The sequence below is a fragment of the Helicobacter sp. MIT 01-3238 genome, from assembly GCF_003364135.1.
Taxonomy (GTDB): Bacteria; Campylobacterota; Campylobacteria; order Campylobacterales; family Helicobacteraceae; genus Helicobacter_B.
Genome location: NZ_NXLN01000036.1, coordinates 1 through 19001 on the forward strand (window position 1 = coordinate 1; position 19001 = coordinate 19001).

At 40.7% G+C, this 19001-nt stretch carries 19 protein-coding genes and 1 pseudogene; 13 read left to right on the forward strand and 7 right to left on the reverse strand.

Annotated elements, in window-relative coordinates; genetic code table 11:
- A partial coding sequence (locus CQA40_RS11450; protein WP_220271917.1) for a hypothetical protein occupies positions 1–380 on the forward strand: 380 nt, incomplete at its 5' end.
- 113 nt (positions 381–493) lie between these two features.
- Here the strand turns inward: CQA40_RS11450 and CQA40_RS09940 are convergent.
- From CQA40_RS09940 to CQA40_RS09955, 4 genes are all read right to left on the reverse strand, one after another.
- Positions 494–934 carry a CoA-binding protein gene (locus tag CQA40_RS09940; RefSeq protein WP_115520685.1) on the reverse strand — a complete coding sequence of 147 codons (441 nt, stop codon included), beginning with the start codon at positions 932–934 and terminating at the stop codon, positions 494–496.
- Positions 935–1214: 280 nt separating this feature from the next.
- Positions 1215–3110, reverse strand: a complete 1896-nt coding sequence (gene dnaK / locus CQA40_RS09945) for a molecular chaperone DnaK (RefSeq protein ID WP_115520686.1) — start codon at positions 3108–3110, stop codon at positions 1215–1217.
- Between the two features lie 36 nt (positions 3111–3146).
- A complete protein-coding gene (gene grpE / locus CQA40_RS09950) occupies positions 3147–3815 on the reverse strand; it encodes a nucleotide exchange factor GrpE (protein WP_309544455.1) in 669 nt (222 codons plus the stop codon).
- 59 nt (positions 3816–3874) lie between these two features.
- Positions 3875–4666 carry a hypothetical protein gene (locus CQA40_RS09955; RefSeq protein WP_115520687.1) on the reverse strand — a complete coding sequence of 264 codons (792 nt, stop codon included), beginning with the start codon at positions 4664–4666 and terminating at the stop codon, positions 3875–3877.
- A 393-nt stretch (positions 4667–5059) separates the two neighbouring features.
- Here CQA40_RS09955 and CQA40_RS09960 point away from each other — a divergent pair, with 393 nt between their 5' ends.
- The 12 genes and pseudogenes from CQA40_RS09960 to rpsR all read left to right on the forward strand — a co-directional run bounded on the left by CQA40_RS09960 (position 5060) and on the right by rpsR (position 15550).
- Positions 5060–6370: a TolC family protein gene (locus CQA40_RS09960; RefSeq protein WP_115520688.1), complete on the forward strand. Its 1311-nt coding sequence runs from the start codon at positions 5060–5062 to the stop codon at positions 6368–6370.
- Positions 6371–6387: 17 nt separating this feature from the next.
- Positions 6388–7161, forward strand: a complete 774-nt coding sequence (locus tag CQA40_RS09965; RefSeq protein ID WP_115520689.1) for an efflux RND transporter periplasmic adaptor subunit — start codon at positions 6388–6390, stop codon at positions 7159–7161.
- Between the two features lie 59 nt (positions 7162–7220).
- A complete protein-coding gene (locus tag CQA40_RS09970) occupies positions 7221–8210 on the forward strand; it encodes an ABC transporter ATP-binding protein (protein WP_115520690.1) in 990 nt (329 codons plus the stop codon).
- Positions 8197–8943 carry an ABC transporter ATP-binding protein gene (locus tag CQA40_RS09975; RefSeq protein ID WP_115520691.1) on the forward strand — a complete coding sequence of 249 codons (747 nt, stop codon included), beginning with the start codon at positions 8197–8199 and terminating at the stop codon, positions 8941–8943. Before CQA40_RS09970 ends, CQA40_RS09975 begins: the two co-directional genes overlap by 14 nt.
- Positions 8944–10128: an ABC transporter permease gene (locus CQA40_RS09980; RefSeq protein ID WP_115520692.1), complete on the forward strand. Its 1185-nt coding sequence runs from the start codon at positions 8944–8946 to the stop codon at positions 10126–10128.
- Positions 10125–11342 carry an ABC transporter permease gene (locus tag CQA40_RS09985; RefSeq protein ID WP_115520693.1) on the forward strand — a complete coding sequence of 406 codons (1218 nt, stop codon included), beginning with the start codon at positions 10125–10127 and terminating at the stop codon, positions 11340–11342. Before CQA40_RS09980 ends, CQA40_RS09985 begins: the two co-directional genes overlap by 4 nt.
- 55 nt (positions 11343–11397) lie before the next feature.
- Entirely contained in the window at positions 11398–12000 is a 603-nt protein-coding gene (locus CQA40_RS09990; protein WP_181882921.1) for a TetR/AcrR family transcriptional regulator, read from the forward strand.
- Positions 12001–12156: 156 nt separating this feature from the next.
- On the forward strand, positions 12157–12993 hold the full coding sequence (locus tag CQA40_RS09995) for an MqnA/MqnD/SBP family protein (RefSeq protein ID WP_115520695.1): 837 nt from the start codon (positions 12157–12159) through the stop codon (positions 12991–12993).
- A 15-nt stretch (positions 12994–13008) separates the two neighbouring features.
- Positions 13009–14010, forward strand: a complete 1002-nt coding sequence (holA, locus tag CQA40_RS10000; RefSeq protein ID WP_115520696.1) for a DNA polymerase III subunit delta — start codon at positions 13009–13011, stop codon at positions 14008–14010.
- A 154-nt stretch (positions 14011–14164) separates the two neighbouring features.
- Positions 14165–14500 (forward strand): annotated as a pseudogene (gene rpsF, locus CQA40_RS10005) (30S ribosomal protein S6); the annotation flags it as partial.
- 194 nt (positions 14501–14694) lie between these two features.
- A complete protein-coding gene (locus CQA40_RS10010; protein WP_115520698.1) occupies positions 14695–15270 on the forward strand; it encodes a single-stranded DNA-binding protein in 576 nt (191 codons plus the stop codon).
- Positions 15271–15298: 28 nt separating this feature from the next.
- Entirely contained in the window at positions 15299–15550 is a 252-nt protein-coding gene (gene rpsR / locus CQA40_RS10015; protein WP_115520699.1) for a 30S ribosomal protein S18, read from the forward strand.
- A gap of 255 nt (positions 15551–15805) precedes the next feature.
- Here the strand turns inward: rpsR and CQA40_RS10020 are convergent, their stop codons facing one another.
- From CQA40_RS10020 to CQA40_RS10030, 3 genes are all read right to left on the reverse strand, one after another.
- Positions 15806–16918 carry a tyrosine-type recombinase/integrase gene (locus CQA40_RS10020; RefSeq protein ID WP_115520700.1) on the reverse strand — a complete coding sequence of 371 codons (1113 nt, stop codon included), beginning with the start codon at positions 16916–16918 and terminating at the stop codon, positions 15806–15808.
- A 75-nt stretch (positions 16919–16993) separates the two neighbouring features.
- Positions 16994–17737: an NYN domain-containing protein gene (locus tag CQA40_RS10025; RefSeq protein WP_115520701.1), complete on the reverse strand. Its 744-nt coding sequence runs from the start codon at positions 17735–17737 to the stop codon at positions 16994–16996.
- A 51-nt stretch (positions 17738–17788) separates the two neighbouring features.
- The coding region (locus CQA40_RS10030) for an McrC family protein (RefSeq protein ID WP_115520702.1) at positions 17789–19001 on the reverse strand (1213 nt) is incomplete at its 5' end.

Sequence of the window (19001 nt, forward strand, 5' to 3'; positions counted from 1 at the left end):
CGCAGAGGGAGGGGGCTTTTAAAAAGTCAAACACACTTACTCTAAGGGAGGGGGATTTTGAAATAGCAAACCAAATTAGTTTGTCATACTTAAGCATAGCCCGAAGTATCTCAACCAAACTCCGCTTGTCATACTTAGGTTTGGCACAAACCGAAGTATCTAAAAAAATATCTCAAAAGATTCTGCAAACAATGCAAAATCAAGTAGATATATTTCGGTTTTTTGTGAAACCTCAATATGACAAATTACAATTTTTTTTAATTTTAGTTTTTTTGTCATACTTAAGGCATAGCCTGAAGTATCTAAAAGAAAGATTCCAAATAGATTTTGCAAATCTATGCCTTTTTCTATGCTTTTTGCAATCTCATATAATTCATTGAGATATTTTGCTGTCGCTTAAATATGACAACAGAAAATGAGCGACAAGACAATATGGCAAATGGGTAACAACACGACAATTAAAAAAGTCGATATGGCAGTGGATTGTCGCGATTTAGCTAAGTAGCCTCTTGTGCTCTATCTTTATGCAGCTATTTTCCTCGTAAATGATTTTTGCGTTTGTTAGAATCTCTTTTGCACGCGCATTGCTTAAGCCTAGCTGCACCCACACGCATTTTGGTTTATTCTCTAGCGTAATGATTTCTTGTGCGATTTCTTCTAGTGCTTCACTTTTGCGAAAAATATTAAGAATGTCAATTTTGGCATTTTGGCAAAATGCTTCTTGTAAATTTGGATAAGCCTTTTTGCCCAAAATCTCGCCATTTGGTGGAATCTTTGGGTAGATAGGAATGACATTGTAGCCTTGTGCTAATAAATATTTTGCCACCGCATTACTTGCTTTGCACTCATCAGGGCTAAGCCCCAAAATCGCTATGTTTTTGGCACTCTTTAGCACTTCTATTTTTATTAAATCTTGTTTTTCTAAATCTTGCATTTTGGTTTCCTTATGAATCGCCTTTTATCACTTGAAGCAAAAAAGTGGTAGATTTTTATAGAGGATTTGCGGATAAATGTTTTGTAGATAAACGCGTAGCAGTGTTTATTATGATTTCTTTGCTGTGGATTTTATCGTGCTTGTGTAGGTGGTTTAGTTTCCTCTCACTTCCATTTTCTCCACTTCTACACTATATTTGTTGGCTCTATTTTTTGGCTTCCCTCTAAATTTCCCCTCCAAAAAATCTCCCCCTAGATTTCCCCCCTACTCTGCTTTAAGCCTACTCCACTTCGGCATCTATGACATCATCATCTTTGCCTTTTTTGCCACCGCTTGTGTTGCCCGCATTTGCCCCACCTTGCGCGTTTTGGTCTTTGGCATACATAGCTTCGGCAAGTTTGTGGCTTGCTTCTGTGAGTGTTTTTACCTTTTCATCGATTTGCTCTTTTGTGGCGTTTTCATCTTTTAGCGTGGTTTTTAGCTCTTCGAGCGCAGAGTTTATCTTTTCGACATCGCTAGCTTCTAGTTTGTCTTTCATTTCTTGGAGTGTTTTTTCTGTTTGATAGACTAGCGAATCTGCCATATTGCGCGATTCTATCGCACCTTTTCGCTTAGCGTCCTCCTCTTTGTGTAGCTCGGCATCTTTTACCATTTTTTCGATTTCGCTATCGCTTAGCCCGCTAGAGCCTGTGATTTTGACTTCTTGAGATTTGCCACTTGCTTTGTCTTTTGCGCTCACGGTTAAGATTCCATTTGCATCTATGTCAAATGTTACCTCTATTTGTGGCACACCACGCGGTGCAGCTGGGATTCCTTGTAAGTCGAAGTTTCCTAGCAATTTATTGTCTTTGGCTAGCTCGCGCTCGCCTTGAAGCACGCGAATAGTTACGGCTGGCTGATTATCCTCTGCGGTAGAGAAAGTCTGGGTTTTTTTGGTGGGGATTGTCGCACCTCTATCGATTACACGCGTCATCACACCACCAAGCGTCTCAATCCCAAGCGATAGTGGCGTTACATCAAGTAAAAGCACATCTTTGACATCGCCCTTTAGCACACCACCTTGTATCGCTGCGCCCACAGCCACGACTTCATCGGGATTTACAGATTTGTTGAGTTCTTTGCCGATGAAGTCTTTTACGCGCTCTTGGACTTTTGGGATTCTCGTGCTTCCGCCCACCATTACCACTTCGCTAATATCGCCTTTGCTAAGCCCCGCATCTTTAATCACAGAATCAATCTTAGTGATTGTCTCATCGATTAAATCATCAATAAGGCTTTCAAACTTCGCTCTAGTGAGCTTTTTGACAAAGTGCTTAGGACCGCTTGCATCAGCAGTGATAAATGGTAAATTGATTTCAGTTTCTTGCGCACTGCTAAGCTCTTTTTTGGCATTTTCTGCGGCGTCTTTTAGCCGTTGCAACGCCATTACATCGCTTTTTATATCAATCCCGCTTTCATCTTTAAATTCACCCGCCGCCCAATCGATTATGCGGTTATCAAAGTCATCGCCTCCCAAAAACGCATCTCCGCCTGTGGCAAGCACTTCTACGACATTATCGCCCGTTTCTAGCACGGTTACATCAAATGTCCCGCCACCCAAGTCATACACCATTATTTTTTCGCTCTCTTTTTTATCTAGCCCATAGGCAAGCGCGGCTGAAGTAGGCTCGTTTATGATTCTAAGCACATTTAGCCCTGCTATCGTGCCTGCTTCTTTGGTGGCCTTGCGTTGAGAATCGTTGAAATACGCTGGCACGGTGATAACCGCCTCACTCACGCTCTCGCCCAAGTAGCTTTCCGCGTCCTCTTTGATTTTCATAAGAATCTTCGCGCTAATCTCTTGAGGTGTGTAGGTTTTATCCGCAATTTCTACCGCACACGCGCCATTTCTATCCACGATTTTATACGGAAGTCGCTTTTGTGCTTCTTTTGCCTTATCCTCATTTAGCATAAGCCCCATAATGCGCTTAATGGAGTAAATCGTCTTTTGAGGATTGGTAACGGCTTGCCTTTTGGCTGGCTCGCCTACGAGAATCTCGCCCTTATCTGTGAATGCCACGATGGAGGGAGTGGTGTTTTTGCCCTCTTTGTTGGCAATGATTTTTGCCTCTGTGCCTTCATATACCGCCATCGCGGAGTTTGTCGTTCCTAAGTCTATTCCAATTACTTTTGCCATTTGTTATCCTTTGTGTTGGTTTTTGTGTGTTGGTTTTTAGTTTTTGACTATTGCTACCATAGCTGGTCGCAAAGTCCTTTCTTTGTAGACATAGCCCTTTTGCAAAACTTGGGCTATGTCGCCATCTTTTAGTCCCTCATTTTGCACCTGCATAATGCACTCGTGCAAATTGGGGTCAAACTCGCCACTTGTGCTAATCTCCTCTATACCGTGCTTTTGCAAGGCTTTCAAAAGATTATCTTGTGTGAGATTGATTCCCTCCAAAATCGCACTATGCTCTTTTGCCGCTTCTTTTGCCCTATCAAGCGTATCTATGATAGTGAGCAAGTCTTTGGCAATTTTTTCATAGGCGTATTCTATAGCTTGATTTTTATCCCGCTCTAGTCGTTTTTTGACATTTTCAAAATCCGCGTGAGCGCGAACATATTTGTCTTTCCATTCGCTTAGTTGGGACTTTAGCGTGTCTATGTCGCTAGAGTCGCCCTGCCCGCTAGAATCACTTTGGCTTAAATCCGCACTAGAATCTTCTAAATCTGTGCTAGATTGTGATTTTGCAGTTTCTCTAGCTTCTTGTGTTTCTTGTGCTTCTTGTGATTGCACACTTGATTGGTTTATTAGCTCCTCTTGTGCGCAATCACTAAAATCCGCGCTTTTAGATTCTAGTGTAGAATCCAAATCGCTAGATTGCATAGAATCTTGGCTCATTTTTACTCCTTTGTGTTGGGATAAATCTTTTTATTCTTTTTTTGTGATTTCTACTTGTCTCACGCGCTTGCTTCTAGTGCTTCATAAAAGCCCTCATAGTCTTGCGTGATTTTGCCTACACATAGCATTTTTGCTTGGCTATCCTCGCCATTTCTAGTATAAGTCGCACTATGTGCTAGCACCATATATTCGCTTTTGTCAGGGAAAAACATAGTATTTTCAAGTTTGGAAAACATCTCGCCACTAAGGATTTCAAGTGCGGTTTGTGGCTGTGTGCTAAATAGCTCGCCCAAAAACTCTAGCCCAAAAAACTTCGGCGTGCTTTGCAGATTGCAAAGCGCACTATATAAGCTAGTAGCGCAGACTTCCTTAGCGATTTTGATAATATCCTCAATAGACATTCCAAGCAATTCCTTGCAAAAGCGCGACATATTTGCCACAAGCGGAATAGCAACCCTATCTTTGCTAAAGCAAAGTAGTAGCGTATCTGCTTCCTCTAGCTCAATGACTTTTAAGAGCTTTTGACTAAAGTGTGGCTTTATGACGCAAGATAGCGCGAAAAACTTACAGCTAGATTCTAGCTTGGCAGAATCTAGTGTGGGGTTTAAATCTTTGGGGCTAAGCACATTGCGCCAATAGTTTTTTAGCGCGTAGGCTGTCGGCACTCGCCCAGAGCTGATATGGGTTTGCACGATTACGCCCTCTTGCCCCAAAATCTTAAAATAATTGCGAATCGTAGCAGAAGAGATATTTACACCAAGCGCGACTTTTAGAGTCTCCGAGCCGATAGGCTCTTGGCACTTGATATAATGCTTAATCATCTCATTAAGCAAAAACTCTTTTTTTTGCATTTGCTAATCCTTACAATATTTAAAAAAGCTGAAAGTTTCAAAAACTTGCAAAAGCTATAAAAGCTAAAGACTAAAGTGATTTATCTTTAGCGATGAGAATATTAGCCAAAAAAAGTAAATAAAATTAGCATTTAAGCAAAAAGATTGCTAAAAATATCAAAATATGAGTGTATTACTATAAACTTTACTTAGTATATTTACTTAGATTTTCTTATGCAAAGATTAGCAATATGTGAAAAAATAACGGAAAATCAAGCAAAAATACAACCACAAAAGCTATAAATTCTAGGATTTTTAAATATTTCTAACTTTTACATTTTCAAACAATCGTTTGACTTTTTTAGATTTCTTTGCTAGTATTTCAGCACAAACATTACCAAACACGGAGCGACAATGAGACAAATCCTAATCCTTGCGCTTGTGGCTTTGCACCTAAATGCCGAGCCACTCACACTTGAATCCGCGCTTATAAAAGCAAGGGAGCATTATCCACTGCATAAAAATAAAGATTTGCTCCAAAAAGCGCAGGACTTAGAGCTCGTAAAGCTCAATATGAGCTATATCCCGCGACTAAAGCTAGGCGCAAAAGCCACTTATCAAAGCGATGTAACCACTCTGCCATTTTCTAGCCAAACGCTAAATAACCTTTCTGGTGGGAATCTCAACTACAAACCCCTAAGCAAAGACCAATACAACGCAAATATAGAAATCTCTCAACCACTCTTTGACGCGGGAAATCTGTGGGCAAATCGCTCACTCACAAAGGCAAAATACAGCACACAACAAGCCGAGCTAGAATCCGCGCTTTACGCCGTGCAAACTAGCGTGATAAACGCCTATTTTGCGGCACTTTTGCTAGAACGACAAATCAATCAAAGTGAGATTCACGCAAAAGAGCTAGGCAAAAATCTAGCCACCTTACAAGCTAGATATGCCAATGGCGTGGCAAATAAAAGCGATATTGATAAGCTAAAGATTGAGATTTTGCAAACCCAAAACACCTTAGCAAATCTCACAAATGAGCGCGAAATAGCCCTAAGCACACTAAAAGAGCTAGTGGGATTAGAGCAAGACATAGAGCTACAAACACCGCGCCAATCGCTTGACTACTTACAATCACTTGAAGTAGAAAGTGCAAGTTTTGAATCGCGCCCTGAAATGCGCGTTTTCACGCTAAAAACAAATGAAATCACAATAAGCAAAAATGCCGAAACTGCGCGGTTTTTGCCCTATATTGATGCGTTTTTCCAAGCAGGATATGGCAACCCCGCGCTAAATATCCTAAAAAGCGGATTTAATAGCTACTATATCGCTGGGATAAGGCTAAATTGGGACTTTGGCAATCTTTATTCGCTTCATCAGCAAAGCGAATTGCGCAGAATGCAGATTTTGCAAAATGACGCCAAAAAAGAGGAATTTTTGCTAAATATGAGAATTTCGCTAAAAAGCCAAATCAAACGCGCAAACAATTTGCAAGATAAAATCCATAAAGACGCGCAAATCATCGCCCTGCAAGAAAATCTCACCAAATCCGCACAAGCAAAGCTACAAAACGGCGTGCTAAGTGTGAATGATTTTTTAAGCGAAATAAACGCGCTAAACACGCTCAAACTCCAAAATAATTACGATGAAATCGAGCTATTAAAACAAATCTATGAGATTTATCAAAGCCTAAATCTTTGGCAAAATCAACAAAATCAATAAATGACAAAGGAGCGACAATGAACATTCTAAAAAAAGCATTTGCGATATGTATAGTAAGTGTGCTTTTTAGTGCGTGTGGAAACAACAACGACTTTGATGCGATGGGGATTTTTGAAGCTGATGAAGTGCTAGTAAGCGCGGAGCTAAGCGGAAAAATCATCGAATTTAGCGCAATAGAGGGAAGCGAACTTGCACTTGGGCAAAGCAGTGTGCGCATCGATTCTACCCAAATGCAGCTAAATGAGGCAAAACTCGCCTTACAGCTCCAAAACGCCAAAAGCGAATCCACGCGCTTAGAGCGACTATATCAGGCAAATGCGGGGACAAAAAAGAGCTATGATGATGCACATTTGCAAGAGCAGATTTTGCAAAAAGAGCTAGAGATTGTGCGTGATAGCCTTGCAAAAAGCGACATAAAAGCTCCCATAAGTGGCGTGGTGCTAGAAAAATACGCCAAGCTAGGCGAGCTCGCCCTGCCAAATAAGCCCCTTTATAAAATCGCAAATATTGATTCACTGAGACTAAAGGCTTACTTCACAAACGCAGATATGAGCAAAATCGCTTTGGGGCAAAAGGTGGCTGTGTTTGTGGATTTTGGCAAGGGATTTAGCGAGTATGAGGGCAAAATTATATGGATTTCGCCAAAGGCAGAATTTACCCCAAAAACGATTATGACAAAAGATGAGCGCGAAAATGTCGTATATGCTGTCAAAATCGAAGTGCAAAACAAAAACGCAAATGGCGAAAAACTCATCAAAATCGGCTCTTATGGGCAAGTAAAATTGAAATAGATTCTAGATTCGTGATTCGTGAATCTAGTCTAAATATAAAGAAAATTAAAGGCACAAAAATGAATAGCAAAAGTAGCGAAGTGATTTTGCAAGCGAAAGATTTAAGCAAATCTTACGGCGAAAAATCTAATGCAATCCACGCGCTAAAAAACGCCACATTTGAAGTGAAGTGCAATGAAATCTTTGGGCTTATCGGCGCAGATGGCGCGGGAAAAACCACGCTTATTAGAATCCTAGCCACGCTTTTATTAGCCGACAAAGGGGAGTGCGAAATTTTAGGGAGGGATTTTGTGCGTGATTTCGCGCTTATTCGCGCACATTTGGGCTATATGCCTGCGGTGTTTAGCCTTTATAGCGATTTGAGTGTGGAGGAAAACTTGCACTTTTTTGCCAATATTTTTAATGTAGAGTTAGAGACAAACTACGCACTTATTGAGCCCATCTATCGTGCATTAAAGCCCTTTAAAACCCGCCGTGCAGGTGCGCTCTCTGGTGGAATGAAGCAAAAACTCGCCCTTTGTTGTGCGCTAATCCATAAGCCCAAAATCTTGCTGCTTGATGAGCCTAGCACGGGCGTAGATGCGCTTAGTCGTGCGGAGTTTTGGGAGATTTTGCGAACTTTAAAAAGCCAAATGTCTATTATCGTATCCACGCCCTATATGGACGAAGCACAGCTTTGCGATAGAGTGGCGTTAATGGCAGGTGGCGAGATTTTCCGCATAGGCTCGCCAAGTGAGATTGTGCGTGATTTTAGCGGGGAATTATTCGCGCTAAAAAATCTGCCCTTTGCGCTTTTAGCAAATTTGCGAAATCTACCCCAAGTCAAAAGCGCGTTTTTGTTTGGAGAGAGTTTGCATTTAAGGCTAAATCCTAACGCGGATTTTGGTTTGGAATCTAACTCGGATTTTGGCACAAAATCTAGTGAAAAATCTAGCGCGTATTTGCAAGCATTTTTACGGCAAAAATTAGGCTATGATGATTTAGAGATTACGCGCATTAGCCCAAATATCGAGGATTGCTTTATGGAGTTTGTGAATGCAAAAATCTAGCCCCATCATAAAAGTGCAAAATCTTACCAAAACTTTTGGGGATTTTAACGCGGTTGATGATATTAGCTTTGAAGTTTTTGGTGGCGAGATTTTTGGATTTTTGGGTGCAAATGGCGCGGGGAAAACTACGGCTATGAAGATTCTTTGCGGACTAAGTTTGCCTAGTCTTGGCAGTGGAAGCGTGGCGGGGTTTGACATAGCCACACAAAGTGAGCAAATCAAACGCTCTATTGGCTATATGAGTCAAAAATTTGCACTCTATGAAAACCTCAAAGTTTGGGAAAATATCTACTTTTTTGGGCGAATCTACGGAATGAGTAAGGGCGAGATTGAAGCAAAGATGAAAGAGGACTTAGCAAGATTAGATTTTAGCGATAAGCGCGATATGATGGTGAGCGAACTTCCGCTTGGGTGGAAGCAAAAGCTCGCCTTTTGCGTGGCAAACTTTCATAGCCCAAAAGTCATATTTTTGGATGAGCCAACAGGTGGCGTAGACCCGCTTACACGGCGGCAGTTTTGGGAGCGCATATACGAAGTCGCACAAAGTGGGACTTGTATCTTTGTAACCACGCATTATATGGACGAAGCGGAGTATTGCGATAGGGTTAGCATTATGGTAGATGGCAAGATTTGCGCACTTGATACGCCAAATAATCTCAAAAAAGAATTTCGCGTTAAGGATATGAATGCGGTGTTTTTCCACCTCGCAAAAACTGCCAAAAGGGGCGAGTAAATGAGGAATCTAAAAAATCGCATTGCAAATCAAACGCAAAATTTCCTAAATCGCCCAAACATTCTCGCTTCAAAGGCATTTATCAAAAAAGAGTTTTTGCATATTTTCCGTGATATTCGCACGGTTATGATTCTTGTGCTTATGCCTTTGGTGCAGATTTTGCTATTTGGCTTTGCTCTAAGTAGCGAGGTGCGCAATGTGCGCTTTGCACTACTTGATTTTGCAAATGACACAAACACACAAAAAATCATCTCTCACTTAAGCCAAAATCCGCATTTCATCTTGCACCAAAACCTTATAGCACAAGATTTTGGCAGTGATTTCTCACGCGCGTTTGTAAGCGGGGATATTGATTTTTTGCTTGTTTTTCCGCCAGATTTTAGCGTAAATCTCTATGGTGGTGTGCGCCCCGCGCAAGTGCAGCTTATCCTTGATGCAAGTGATGCAAATCGCGCAAGCACAATCAATATTTTTGTAAGCAACATTATCCAAAGCGCGTTTGCAAACGATATAGCACAAATCCCGAATCTAGATTCAGGGCAAAATCTAAGCATATCTAGCACAATGCTTTTTAACCCGCAGGGCAAATCCGCTCCAAACTTTGTGCCCGGGCTATTAGGGCTTGTGCTAATGCTTATTTGTGCGATGATGACTAGCATTTCTATCGTGCGTGAAAAAGAGCAAGGCAGTATGGAAGTGCTACTCATTTCGCCACTAAAGCCCTATCTTGTGATTATCTCAAAGCTCATTCCTTATTTTTTACTCTCATTTGGGATTTTGGTTTTGGTGCTTGTTGTGTGCGTATTTGTGCTAGATTTGGCGATTATGGGCTCACTAACGCTACTTATGGCTTTTTGTTTGCTCTATCTTTTCTTAGCTCTTTGCATAGGACTAATGGTATCAAACCTCGCAAAAACTCAAGTTGTCGCAATGCTTGTGTGCGCTATGCTGTTTATGACGCCTGTGATGATGTTTAGCGGTATGATTTTCCCTGTGGAATCAATGCCAAAAATCTTGCAATATTTTAGCGACATTATCCCTGCAAAGTGGTTCATAGTGGGTGTGAAAAAAATAATGATTGAGGGCTTAGGGCTTAGCTACATTCTAAAAGAGGGCGTAATTTTATGCGCTATGCTAGCAATCGTTTTAGGCATTAGCCTTAAAACTTACAAGGTGCGATTATGAGAGCGATATTTGTGGCGTTTTTGGACGCGCTTAGTAGGGCAAAGAGTGATTTAGGATTTTTAGTGCAAAAAGAATTTAAGCAGTTTTTTCGCAATAGCTTTTTGCCTAGAATGCTTGTGGGATTCCCCATAGTAGCGATTTTGGTAATCCCTTGGGTAGCAAATATGGAGATAAAAAATATCAATCTCTCAATAGTAGATTTTGATAAATCAACCCTTTCAAATGAACTCATAGCAAAGATAGAAGCGGGGGATTACTTTAAGGTGGTGCAAAACGCGCTTTCATTTGAGAGTGCCAAAGAGTGCATTTACCTCGCTAAATGCGACATAATAGTGGAAATCCCAAATGACTTTGAAGCAAATATGCTCTCACAAAGCGCGTCTATCGCGCTATATGCAAATGCGATAAACTCTACCAAAGGCACGCTAGGAGCGGGGTATCTAAGCAATATCATCACAGAATTTAGCGCGGAGAAAAATGCGAAGATTTTAAATTGGCAAGGTTTTGGCACGACAAGCGCGACAAATACAACAAATGTGAATCTCTCAAACACTGCAAATCTAGGCAACCTCGAAATTTTAAGCCTTTATGCTTACAATCCACACCTAGACTACAAACTTTATATGATTCCAGCACTCACCGTTATGGTGCTAACGCTTTTGTGCGGGTTTCTCCCTGCGTTTAACATTATCGGGGAGAAGCAAAGTGGCAATATTGAGCAAATCAATGTAAGCCCCTTGCCAAAGTCGCTTTTTATCATCTCAAAAGTCATTCCTTATTGGATTATGGGAATCGTGGTGATAAGCGTGTGCTTTTTACTCGCTTTTGTCGTCTATGGCTTTGCCTCACGGGGCGGATATGGTAGCATTTTTGTCTTTGCGCTTGTGTATATCCTCGTAGTTACAGGGCTTGGGCTAGTCATCTCAAACTACTCAAACACAATGCAACAAGCAATGTTTGTAAGCTATTTTTTCATACTGATTTTGATTTTGTTAAGTGGGCTTTTTACCTCCATAAAGTCAATGCCACTTTGGGCGCAAATGCTGACTTTGGCAAATCCTTTGCGCTATTTCATCGAATCGCTAAGGGCGATATTTTTGAAAGGCGATAATTTGCTTGATTCGCCATTTTTGTGGTGGGATTTGTGCGCACTTGTTGGTTTTGCACTTGTCTTTAACCTTTGGGCGATTGTAAGCTACAAAAAGCAAAGTTAGGCATTATGCTATAATGCGATTTGTAAAATGGCGAATCTATAAAAAGGGGCGAAAAATGAAAGATGAGAGCAAATCTGCAGATAAATCCACCAAAGAAGCGATTTTAGATACTGCGCTAGAGCTTTTTGCGCTTCAAGGCTATGATGCCACCTCCACGCGCCAAATCGCGCAAAAATCAAATGCAAATTTAAGCGCGATTTCCTATCATTTCGGTAGCAAAGAAGGGCTTTATAGGGCGAGTTTTTATCACTGCTTTGGCTTTGTGGAGGCGATTTTGGACTCTTCACCCACTGCACCACTAGAGAGAATCGCCCACTACGCTACCAAAATGAGCGAACTACACCAAAAAAAGCCCTACATAGGGCGACTTTTTATCGAAAATGTGATTAACTCAAAGCCATTTATGTTTGATGATATTGCAAAGTGGCAGGCAAAAATGCGTGGTTTTTTCTTTGAGGCGTTGCAAGAGGGCATAAAACAGGGTGTTTTTAGGGCTGATATAGACATCGCTTCTAGTGCGATTGCACTGCTTGGGATTGTGAATTTTTACTTTTTTGTCCAGACTACAAAAGTCTTGCCACAGGGATTTGAAAATCTATCAAATGTCTATGCCAAAAATTCTTTAGAGATTTTCCTAAATGGCATAAAGGCAGAATGATAGGGAATAGGTGGATTTACACTAGATTTTGGCAAATCTAAAAAATCAAATAAATAGATTTTGTTTTTAGATATATTTCAATGCTATAATGTGGCTTTTTGCAAAAAGCACAAAAATCTAAATATCCCACATTCACATTTCTTAAGGAAAATCAAAATGCGATTTGGCAAGATTTGCTACCTCAATCTACTGCCTTTTGATATGTTTATCAAGTCCTACCCTACCCCATCTCGCTTCAAGCAAAGCCTTTTTGCCCATAGCTCCTATCCTGCCAAGCTAAACCAATCTTTTTTGTTTAATCGCATTGATGCGGGGTTTATCTCCTCTATTGCGGGGGTTAGCTCTCATAATAAGCAATGTGGCAAATACGCCACAAAAAGCGGAATCATCGCTAAAGGCGCGGTATGGAGTGTGCTAGTGAAGCACTCCACTCCCAAAAACGACTACCAATCAGACACCTCAAACACCCTAAGCAAAGCACTAGGGCTAAAAGGCGAAGTGATTATCGGGGATAAAGCACTTTTGTGGCTATACCAAAACAAAAAAACACAGAGCGATTTTTCTAAGGCAAAATCTAAAGCAAACTATAAAGACTCTCACAAAAAGATTTCGCACTATAAGCAGGGATATACAAGCGAGCAAGGATATACAGATATGGGCGAAGCGTGGTTTAGCAAGCAGGGATTGCCTTTTGTTTTTGGGAGGCTTTGCTGTGTGAAAAAATACGCAACATTTTATGAGCAAATTTCAAACAGATTTAACGCAAAATTTAATCCCAAACGCGTAAAGATTCCGCATTTTTGGCTACTAGAGCGAGCTAGGCAAATGGGAATCTCACTAGATTTTGCCAAAGAATATTTAGCGCATATTTACTACAAAATAGGGGCAAAAGAATCTATCGCTATTGCTAGATTTTATCGCTTGGCACGGCTAATGCGTCTAACGCCACCAAAGCGAGCATACAAAACACAAAAACACCCAAAATCTAAATAAAGGCTTTGCTTAAAAATGTATAAAAAAGACTTTGATACATATCTAGCTTCTCGCACACCAAAAGCTGCCCTGCTGTATGGAGAGAGTGATTTTTTGATACAGGTGTATTCCAAAAAAATCACAAACGCGCTAAATGTTATCCCAGAGGTGTTTTATTATGCGGATTATAGTTTGGATTCTGTGATGAATATTTTAACCCAAAGCAGTCTTTTTGGCGATGCTCAAGTGGTGGTGCTAAAGCTTGATAAAAAGCTAGATTCTAAACATCTAAAAGCAATAATGGGCGCACTAAAAAGCAATGAAAATAGCGCGATTATTATTGAGTTTTATCAAGCCGAAAATAAGCCTAGCGCACAATACGCGCGGGATTTCAAAGCGTTTGCCACAAGCCTACACACAGAATCAAATGGCTTAAGTGGCGTGGTAGATGTGCGGTTTTTTACCCCAAATGCGCGTGAAAGTATAGATTTTTTGCGTGAGAGGGCAAACTCGCTTGGGGTTTTTATAAACAATCAAAACTTACAAACCCTCCTTGAAATGCAAAACAATGACATTGCCCTAGCCTGCGCAGAGCTAAGCAAATTTAGCATAATACAGGGCGAAGTAAAAAGAGAGGATATTGCTTTTTTGTGCTATGGACTAGGAAGCGTGGGGATAGAGGAGCTACTAGAGCGCATTTTTAGCAAAAAGTCGCCTTTTTTGGTGCTAGAAAAAATGCTAGAGAGTGGGCTTGATGAAATGGGTCTAATGCGTGATATGGAGGAGTATTTTAATAAATTATTTTTATTTTTTGCGTATGCTAGGGCAAATGGCAGGATTGAGCCAAAAGAGATTTTAGGATATGCCCCACCAAATCTCATCAGCGATGAATACAAGAGAAGATGCTTGCAAGTGCGCTCTGAAGAGGGGTATTTGGAGATTTTTAAGCTACTTGGAAAATGGCGAAATGAACTTATGCAGGGCAAAAAAAGCATTTCTTTGCAAAGTTTAATCAAAATTCAAGATTTTATTCGCTAGAATTTGCACTTTATTTTCCTTGCTCTATTGCGCTTAGATTCTGCAAAATCCCTAGATTTTTTTAGATTTGTCTAATGATTTTCTTGGATTTTTGCGGATTTTTAGAGGTTTTAGGACTTAAAAAGCATAGGGCGAAAACCAAAAGGAGACTTCAATGAAACACTACGAAACGATGTTTATCGTAAAGCCTACTCTTGTCGAGGAAGAAATCAAGCAAAGAATCGACTTCTACAAAGACGCGATTACCAAAAATGGTGGTAGCATACAAACCTGCCTAGATATGGGAATGCGTAACCTCGCTTATGAAATCAAAAAGCACAAACGCGGATACTACTTTGTGATTTATTTCACAGCAGAGCCAAAATCTATTTTGGAGCTAGAGCGACTATATCGCATAAATGAAGACATTTTGCGCTTCATAGTCATCAAGTATGAGAGCAAAAAAGAGCAAAAAGCGTGGCAAACCCTCGTAGATAGGGCGGACAAAAAAGTAGAGCCTATCAAACTTGGAGCACCAAAATCTAGAGATAGAAGCGAAGACAGAGGTGGAGAAAGCCTAGCACAAAAATCTAGCACGCTAGATTCTGCGACAGATTCTGCTACTGAATCTGTGGGAGAATCCAAAGAATCCTCTAGTGATTCTGCTGAAAGCTAGTTTTGTGAGGAAGCCCTAAGGAAGCCAAAATGTTTAACAAGATTATCATTGTAGGCAATCTAACTAGAGATGTTGAGCTACGACATTTGCCCTCCTCTACTGCGCTAGCCACGCTAGGTGTAGCGAGCAACAGAGCATACACAAAGCAAGATGGGACAAAGGCTGATGAAACTTGCTTTGTAGATGTGAAGCTATTTGGACGCACTGCAGAAGTAGCAAGTCAATACCTACGCAAAGGTAGCAAGGTTTTGATTGAGGGGAGATTGGTCTATGAGACTTGGAGTGACCAAAATGGACAAAAACGGTCAAAGCACTCTATTGTCGCAGAAACTATGAAAATGCTAGATAGCAAAAACGCAAACGGTGGATATGGTGGCGATAGCTATGATGAGGGCTATGGCAGGGAGTCAAACTACGCAAACAACTATGGTGGCGATAGCTACGGCGCAAACGCCTATGGTAGTAACCCAAGTGGTGGAAATAACGCAAACTATGGTGGTAGCAACTACAACCAATCAAACAAAAACTACCAAAATCCACAGCCCAAACCCCAGCAGGACAATATCCCAAGCATCGACATTGATGATGATGATATACCGTTCTAAAATACAATTCTAAAATAAGGAGAACACAATGGAAAGAAAACGATACTCAAGAAGATACTGCCGATACACAGAAGCAAAAATTGAATTTGTAGACTACAAAGACATTGATTTGCTAAAGCACACACTAAGTGAACGCTACAAAATAATGCCAAGACGACTAACAGGCAATAGCAAAAAATGGCAAGAGCGCGTAGAAGTCGCTATCAAACGCGCTAGACATATGGCACTTATCCCATATATCATCGACCACAAAAAAGTCGTAGAAAGCTCGTTTAGGTAAGCTTATTTAGGACTTGCTTGCTAGATTTTATGCTTGTGTGTGAAGTACACACAAGCACTTACAAGGTTTTTTAGATTTTTTACTCGCTAGATTTATGCTTTAGCCTCCTAGAATCTCCACAACATAATCCAAAGCCTCACAAACACCCGCCACAAAATAGCTATCAATAACTATCACAAAAAACCTATAAATCTCCCACATAAAAAACATACTTACAAAAACTACTACATAAAACACCCTCGCCACAAACCGCGCTTACTTCGTAAGATTATCCATTAGGCTTGCTGCTTTTCTTAGCCTATCTTTATCAAAGTGCGTATAGATTCTGCTAGTGTTTAAGTCTGCGTGTCCTAGTGCTTCTTGGACTAGGACTAAATCTTTGTGCTTTTGATATAGCAGTGTGGCAAATGAGTGCCTTAGCAAGTGCGCTCCCATTTTTTCTTTGCGTATGCCTATATATAGTAGCATATTTCGCACGATACCATAGATATATGGCTGACTTAGTGGCTTGCCTTTTTGGTTGCAAAAAAGCAGATTCCCTTGTATCTTTTCTTTTTTTGTTGCCTTTTGGCTTTCTATGATAGCGCGGTAGCCTAGCCACTCTTTTAGTAAGCTATCTATATGCGCTTTTTTTATCATCACTACGCGCTGTTTGTCGCCCTTGCCTTGAATGTTTAGCAGATATATCTCGCCATCGGGCAAAACCTTATTTACCTCCAAGTTTATCGCCTCACTCACACGGATACCTGTATAGACGATGAGTTTTACGATGAGCCTATCTCTAGCTTGCACCCCCTCACTTACCGCGCTTATAGGTGCTTCATCTATCGCCTTTAGAAACTTCTCTAGCTCCTCCTCTTTTAGAAAAGTCGGTAGCTTTTGCCCGCTTTTGCCACGCGTGCCAGAGAGGCTTTTTAGCTCGATATTTAGGATATGAGATTTGCCATTTTCGTCCTCATTGTGCTTATCTACAAATCCAAAAAACCCTATCAGCACTATGCGAAAATTGCGCTTGGTGGCGTTGCTAAGCCTTGCAGTAGAAATAGTGATAAACTCACTCAAAAACACCTCATCAATCTCACGCAACGAGCTAATAGAATCCGCACTAGCTAGATATTCGCCCAGCTTAAAAAGCGGATTTGCATAGGTGTTTAGCCCTATCATTCCACAATTCCTAGCACTTTTTATCGCCCGCTCAAACTCGCCTAGATTTTGCGCTGATTTGATAGAATCTAGGCTTTTGGTAAATGCTTCTTTGTCGTGGATATGGCGATTTGAAAGCGTAGTCATTTTGTGGATAAAAAACTTTTGTAGCCAAAAAAGATAGTTTTGTTTCACGCTCTCAAATGGCTCAAGCGGATAAGTCATCACGCTATCCTTTTTAAGTGAATTTTTGAGTGAATCATAGCATTAGGCATAAGACTCTTTTTAGACTTAAAAACTCTAATCCTTAGGCTTCACTTTTTCATACCGCTCATAGTCCAAATAATCTTTACATTTTTCACATCGTGGAAATTCTTTTGGAATCCAACTACTGTATTTTAGGTTTTTTGTCAGTTCCTCTGGTTGTTCTTTTGCTTGGATACTACTTAGATATTGCTTTGGCATCATTTTGTTATTTTTACTCTTTGCTGGCAATAGATGAGAAGCCAAATCATCTTTTTTGATAGATTCTTTATTTGTTATGACTTTGTCAAATTTTGGAGAACAACTATGCTTGGGTGGCTCGGATGGCTTGGGTGGCAAAAGTAGCAAAATCTCTTTGCCCAATTTATTGACCCTCTCTATCGCAGGGATAAAGTCCGTATCTCCACTTAGCAAAATCGCCTTGTCATATTTATCGTTAATTGCATCTTCAAAGAGCTGCAATGCCAAATTTACATCCGTTTGTTTTTCTGTCGTTTTTCCCTCAAATGTATTAAAAAATCCAAAAGTAGCTTCCACACCAAAATCTTTTAAAAAATCATAAATATAAGTTTTATGTCTTATTATATGCTCGGGTGTTTTTCTATATTTTATATGCTTAGCATAAGAAGTAAAATAATACACCTTATCCAAAATGTCCCCATCATCACAAAAGTGCTGACACAAAGCACGCAAGTTTACCCACTTTAGCCTATTGTCTTCTAGTTTCACTTCCGCGTGATATAAATTATACCCGTCAATATAGGCATTTACTCTTTTCATAGCTATCCTTTATTTAGTGGTTTTAGACAAATTATAGCACTACTAGATTTATTATAAGTCATAAGTTTTAGCATTGATTTGCGCAAGAATTTCATTTGCTACTTCGCTTGGATTGTGGAGATTAAAAAAGTAGATTTTTAGCTTGTGCGGATTTTGACTTGGCAGATTTGATTTTGCCTTGTATGTGAAATGTTTGCGTGTAAAATCTTGCGGTGTTTTTGTGTCCTCATTTTCCCTAGCCTTAATTTCCCCAATCTGCGGGTAAATCAAAAATCCATTTTCGCACTCATACTTCGCCAGATACGCAAACATTTGATATAAATCGCCTTGTGCGATTCCATAATTATTCGATTCACTAGATTCGAGAATCTTCCATTTCGTATCCGCGATAAACACCACATTATCCCTACTATTGCCCTCTCTACACACTATATCAGGCTTGATTTGGAATTTCCTCGCCCCGCCCACTTCTAGCAAATATTTGCGCGATTCTTGCGCGCTTATCACATATTTTCCACCACACACCCTTTTTAAATGCCACGCCACAAAGCTCTCAAACAGCTTATTCATATCAAATAGTAGCGCAAAGGCTTTATCCCCGCCTTGATAGGGCATAAAACTTTTGCGCCGTAAAAAAATCTCACACCACGCCAAAAGCAGCTCATAGTCCTTGTAGTGCCGTGAGTTAGGGCACAGCGCGAAGTCTTTGTCGATACTTTTGCTCGGTGGTATATCTGCAAAGATAAATCGCGCTTGGCTTATGCGCCCACTCGTGCGGGGACTAAAGCCCTGCGCGGATAAAAACAAAATCGTGCTTACAAGCAGTCGATTTGGCGCGATGTCAGCGATAAACTCATCGCTTGCAGTGAAAAACCGCTCTTTGTGCGCGAAATTGCGCTTAAGATTTTCGCCAAAGAGTAGCTTGCCTTTGAGAAATGTGCGGTTTTCCTCGCGCACGACATAATCACTCTTTATCCCGCGCTTGATTAGTCGCTCCACCTCGTCCAAAAACATTATGGCAAACACCTCTAGCAGGGGAAATCTATGGATTTTGAGGTTTGAGATATGGCTTTGCTTATAGGGGCTAGAACGCAGTGTGCGTAGCATATTTAGCAGGATTTGCTTGGCTTGGCACACTTGGCATTGTTGGCTTTTTGTGCTGTCATTGCGAGCTGATTTATCAGCGTGGCAATCTACGCCATTTTGGGTTGCTCCATACCCCTCCCCAACCCCTCCCGCAAGGGGAGGGGCTTTTTCTCGTTCC